The sequence below is a fragment of the Acidovorax delafieldii 2AN genome (assembly GCF_000175235.1).
Taxonomy (GTDB): Bacteria; Pseudomonadota; Gammaproteobacteria; order Burkholderiales; family Burkholderiaceae_C; genus Acidovorax; species Acidovorax delafieldii_B.
The window spans coordinates 1-4,809 of record NZ_ACQT01000263.1 but is presented as its reverse complement, the minus strand read 5'-3'; the positions used below and the strand labels follow the sequence as shown (position 1 = coordinate 4,809).

The 4,809-nt window shown below is 69.3% G+C and carries 3 protein-coding genes; 1 reads left to right on the top strand and 2 read right to left on the bottom strand.

Annotated features, from left to right (window positions below):
• Nucleotides 1-575: 575 nt before the first annotated feature.
• Complete coding sequence (locus ACDELDRAFT_RS19240) at nucleotides 576-3,878, bottom strand: error-prone DNA polymerase (RefSeq protein WP_005799703.1); 3,303 nt, start codon at nucleotides 3,876-3,878, stop codon at nucleotides 576-578.
• A gap of 181 nt (nucleotides 3,879-4,059) precedes the next feature.
• A complete protein-coding gene (locus ACDELDRAFT_RS19235; protein WP_005799702.1) occupies nucleotides 4,060-4,554 on the bottom strand; it encodes a hypothetical protein in 495 nt (164 codons plus the stop codon).
• A 71-nt stretch (nucleotides 4,555-4,625) separates the two neighbouring features.
• Here ACDELDRAFT_RS19235 and ACDELDRAFT_RS25855 point away from each other — a divergent pair.
• Nucleotides 4,626-4,809 (top strand): hypothetical protein (locus tag ACDELDRAFT_RS25855; RefSeq protein ID WP_232504811.1); only part of this gene is annotated, 184 nt, incomplete at its 3' end.

The window sequence follows — 4,809 nt, the reverse complement described above, 5'->3', positions numbered from 1 at the left end:
CCCATCACCGTGCCCGGCGCAGACGACGACACCCAATGCGCCCCGCTGCTCAAGCAGGCCACGCAGCCAGTGAAGGCCGGGCGCCCAAGTCACCCAGGTCAAACGGAACGCCGCTCCCCCAATCCACGCACGCCCCCAGCAGCAGCAGCCATGCCTCTATCCGCTCCCGCAACGGCTCCCACGCCAGCACCCGAGCCGGCACGCTGAGGCCGCAGTGAAAGCGGCCCTGCCGTCGCCGAGAAAGGCATTCCCTTGCGGGACTTCGCCACGCGCGCAGCACGGCGCGTGGCGCGCTCGCTCGCGGGACGCGGCGCTTCGGCCTTGCGGAGGGCATCTCGTCCAGTGGGGTGGCAGCGCAGGTCGGGATCACGGGGCCGTTGCGCACCTCGCACCTCGTAAAGCTCATGGCTCATGAAGCAGCCAAGGTCCACCGAAACGCTACAGTTTCAATAGCTTACTGCGCTTTCTACATCTGCGCTTTACGCACTATGGATGCTAAAAGAGGCTGGTCTGTCCGCGTCTGAGCTTGGCTCTGACTTACGCATTGGCCCCCTGCCAGCCTGGCAGCGGCTGTGTCAGTGGAAATCGCGGCTGCCCTGCAGTGCCGCCGCCATGCGCGGGCCCAACAGCGCGGTGAGGTCCTTGAAGCGCTGGGCCACCAGGTGCCGCACGGCGGGCGCGCCGGGCGTGGCCGGGACGCTGCACTGCCACACCCCCTCCACCGCCAGCAGGCGCGCCCCCAGGAGTGCATGGCGCCACGGCTCCACCAGCGCGGGCCAGACAATGACGTTGACGGGGCCGGTCTCGTCTTCCAGCGTGACGAACATCGTGCCCTTGGCCGTGCCAGGGCGCTGGCGTACGGTGACGATGCCGCAGGCCCGCACTTTTTGGCCGTGGGGCACGCCCTGCAGCTGCAGCGCGGTCCGCAGGCGCCAGCGGGTGAGCCGCTCGCGCAGCAGGGCCAGCGGGTGGCGGCGCAGGGTGAGGCCCGTGGCGGCGTAGTCGAAGACGATCTCTTCGCCTTCAGGTGCCGCAGGCAGCGCAAGGGGCGCTTCGTGCACGGGCACCTCACGCCACAGGGCCGGAGCGGTGTGCTGCGCGGCGGCATCCCACATCTGCTGGCGGCGGTGGCCCGACAGGCTAGCCAGTGCGTCTGCAGCCGCCAGCGCCCGCAGATCGTGCTGGCTGAGCTGCGCGCGCAAGGCCAGGTCTTCGGTGCTGGCAAAGACGGCAGCAGGGGCGGCGGCCCCACCAGTGCGCACGCCCGCATCATCGCCTCTGCCTCTGCCATCGCCAACGCTTCCGTCAACGCCTGCGGTTTCGCGCAATGCCTGGCGCGCCTGCACAACCCGCACTCCGGCGGCAGCGCCCAGACCGCTCACCAGCCGCAGGCCCAAGCGCACGGCGGGCTGGGGCTGGGCCACGCCAGCAATAGGGGCCAGCGGGCCTTCGATGGTGCAGTCCCAGTCGCTGGCCGTTACGTCGATGGGCAGCACGCGCACGCCATGGCGCCGCGCGTCCTGCACCAATTGCGCGGGCGGATAAAAGCCCATGGGCTGCGAGTTGAGCAGCGCGGCCAGAAAGCAGGCGGGCTCGTGCCGCTTGAGCCAGCTGCTGTCATAGGCAAGCAACGCAAAGCTGTGGGCGTGGCTCTCGGGAAAGCCGTATTCGCCAAAGCCCAGCATCTGCTGAAAGATGCGCTCGGCAAAACCCCGCTCGTAGCCGTTGGCAACCATGCCTTCGACCAGGCGTTCCTCGAAATGGTGCACGCCCCCCGTGCGCTTCCAGGCCGCCATGGAGCGGCGCAGTGCATCGGCCTCGGCGGCGCTGAAGCGGGCAGCGATCATGGCGATCTGCATCACCTGCTCCTGGAAGATGGGAATGCCCAGCGTGCGCTCAAGTGCCGCGCCCAGTTCCTCTTTCTCAAGCACCAGCGGCTGGCCGCGCCGCCGCCGCTCGCGGGCCTGCAGGTAGGGGTGCACCATGCCGCCCTGGATGGGGCCTGGGCGCACGATGGCCACCTCGACCACCAGGTCGTAGAACACGCGCGGCTGCAGCCGCGGCAGCATGCTCATCTGCGCGCGGCTCTCGATCTGGAACACCCCCACGGTGTCGGCGGCGCAGACCATGTCGTAGGTGGCCGCGTCCTCGCGCGGAATGTCGGCCAGCTCCCACTGCTCGCCGCGCAACGCACTGCGCAGATCCAGACAGCGGCGCAGCGCGCTCAGCATGCCCAGGGCCAGCACGTCCACCTTCAGCAGGCCCATGGCGTCGAGGTCGTCCTTGTCCCACTGAATGACCGAGCGGCCCTCCATGCTGGCCGGCTCGACGGGCACCAGCCGCGTGAGCTTGCCCTCGGTCAGCACGAAGCCGCCCACATGCTGGCTCAGGTGGCGCGGAAACCCCTTGAGCTGCCCCGCCAGGTCCAGCCAGAACGCGGCCTGCCGCGCCGACAGCGGCACGCCCAGTGCCTGCGCCATCTGCCGCAGGCGATCGGCCGGGAACGCATCGTCGAACCACTGGTGGTCTTTGGCGAAGGCGTCGATCAGCACCGGCGCCACGCCCAGCGCCTTGCCCACATCGCGCAGGGCGCTGCGGGTGCGGTAGGTGGTGACCACGGCGGCAATGGCGGCGCGCTCGCGGCCGTACTTGGAGTAGATGTACTGGATGACCTCTTCGCGCCGGTCGTGCTCGAAATCCACGTCGATGTCGGGCGGCTCGCGGCGCTCCTTGCTGATGAAGCGCTCGAACAGCAGGTGCGACTGCTCGGGATCAACCGCCGTGATCCCCAGACAAAAGCACACCACCGAGTTGGCCGCCGAGCCCCGTCCCTGGCACAGGATGCCCTGGCTGCGGGCATAGCGCACGATGTCGTGCACGGTGAGGAAATACATCTCGTAGCCGCACTGGGCAATCAACTCGAGTTCGCGCACGATCTGGGCCTGCACCTTCTCGGGCACCCCCGCTGGATAGCGGCCCCGTGCCCCTTCCCAGGCATGCCAGGCCAGGGCCTCGCGGGCCGTCATGCCGGGGGGCACGGTCTCGAGCGGATAGCGGTAGCGGATTTCGTCGAGGTTGAAGGTGCAGCGCGCCGCCACCGTGAGCGTGGCGGCCAGCAGCCAGGGCGGATAAATACTGGCCAGACGCAGGCGAGGGCGCAAATGGCGCTCGGCATTGAACTGCAGCGCAAAGCCACATTCGGACACGCTGCACCCCCGCTGCACGGCAGTGAGCACGTCCTGCAGCGGCTTGCGCGAGCGTGCATGCATGTGCACATCGCCCGCCGCCACCAGGGGCAGCTGCAGGGCCGCACCCACGCGCTGCAGCGTGGCCAGCCACAGGCTGTCGTCAGCCCCCTGGTGCAACTCCACCGCCAGCCAGAGGTGCGGCCGGATTTTGATATCCAACTGGCCTGCAGCGCTTTCAAGGCAAGCGCTGATAGCTACAAAATCAGAAGCACCAAAGCGTTCCCGCCTCGGGATAAGCAGCAGTTCGCAGCCCTGCAGCAAAGAAAAATCGGTACCTTCGTGCAGGCGGTACTGGCCCTTGGGCGCATCGCGGCGCGCGGCGGTGATGAATTCGCACAGGTTGCCCCAGCCTTCCAGGTGCCGTGCCAGGGCCACCAGGCGCAGGTCGCCCCACGCGAACTCGCTGCCCAGGATGAGGCGCAGATCGACATCCCGCGCCGCCTCATGGGCCCGCACCACCCCGGCCACCGAACACTCGTCGGTCAGCGCCAGCGCTTGGTAGCCCAGGGCCGCTGCACGCGCCACCAGTTCCTGCGGCTGCGATGCCCCACGCTGAAAGCTGAAGCTGGACAGGCAGTGCAGCTCGGCATAGCCGGGCAAATGCGGAGCGGAGGCGGGCGCGCCAGACATGGAGGGCACCTTTCAATCCGGCGCCTGGGCCCAACCCGACCTGGCCCGGCTGCGGGCGGACCCCCCAGCGCGTGCGGCAATGGCGGCATCTACGGCGTTTAAGGCATTTGCGGCATCTGCCGCAGATGCGGTACGGTCCGTGAAGGCGCACAGCGTCCACTGCGCACGCAATGCAGGCAGCTCAGCCATAGAAGCCTTGCAGAAACCACCGGTCTTGCCGCGTTGCACCCCGCCCCAGCCGCTCGCGGAACACCCAGACCAAGCCCACGGCATCGTTATGGGCCACGAAATAATCGCGCAGCGCAGCCGTGGCCACGGCCGGGCTCTGGGGCGCATCCGCGCCGCCCGCACCCTCTTGAGCCCCCTCCTCTTCCCCCGCATCCGGCCACCAGCCTGCTTCGAGCCGCTGCGGTCCGGCCAGCAACCGCAGCCGGCCCTGGCAGCAGGGACGGTGGCCCTGCACGGCCAGAGGGCGCGGCGGCTTCACCAGCCAGGTCGGCCACAGGGCGACATGGCCCGGAGGATGCTGGGGCGGTGCGGCGCCAGATGCGGCCGAGACAGACAGCACCTCGGCCGCGGGCCGCCACTGCTGCATGCATTCGGGGCGATGGTCGGCCTGCGGAACGGGGCCCTGCACCTGTTGCGCGCCCAGCCGTGCCGACAGCCGCTCGAGCATCTGGTGCAGCGCCTCCCCTGCCCCGTACCTGCGTCCACATCGGCGTCCGAAGGCAACAGGCTGGCGCTGCGTTGGGGCTGGGGAGCGGTTTCCAGCGCCTGCAGCGTGATCTGGTTGGCGGGGGCCGCCAGGGCCGTGCGGGCCAGGTTTTCGGCCAGCAGGCGGCGCAGGTGGGGCATGTCCTGCGTGGCCTGCGCGGTGCGCACCTGCAGGGACTGGCGGGCAGGCACGTCCACGCCATCGATGCGGCGCAGA

Excerpts from the sequence above, each read along its gene's own strand:
- ACDELDRAFT_RS19235 (WP_005799702.1), bottom strand. The coding sequence starts at position 4,554 with ATGCTCGAGCGGCTGTCGGCACGGCTGGGCGCGCAACAGGTGCAGGGC.
- ACDELDRAFT_RS19240 (WP_005799703.1), bottom strand. The coding sequence starts at position 3,878 with ATGTCTGGCGCGCCCGCCTCCGCTCCGCATTTGCCCGGCTATGCCGAG.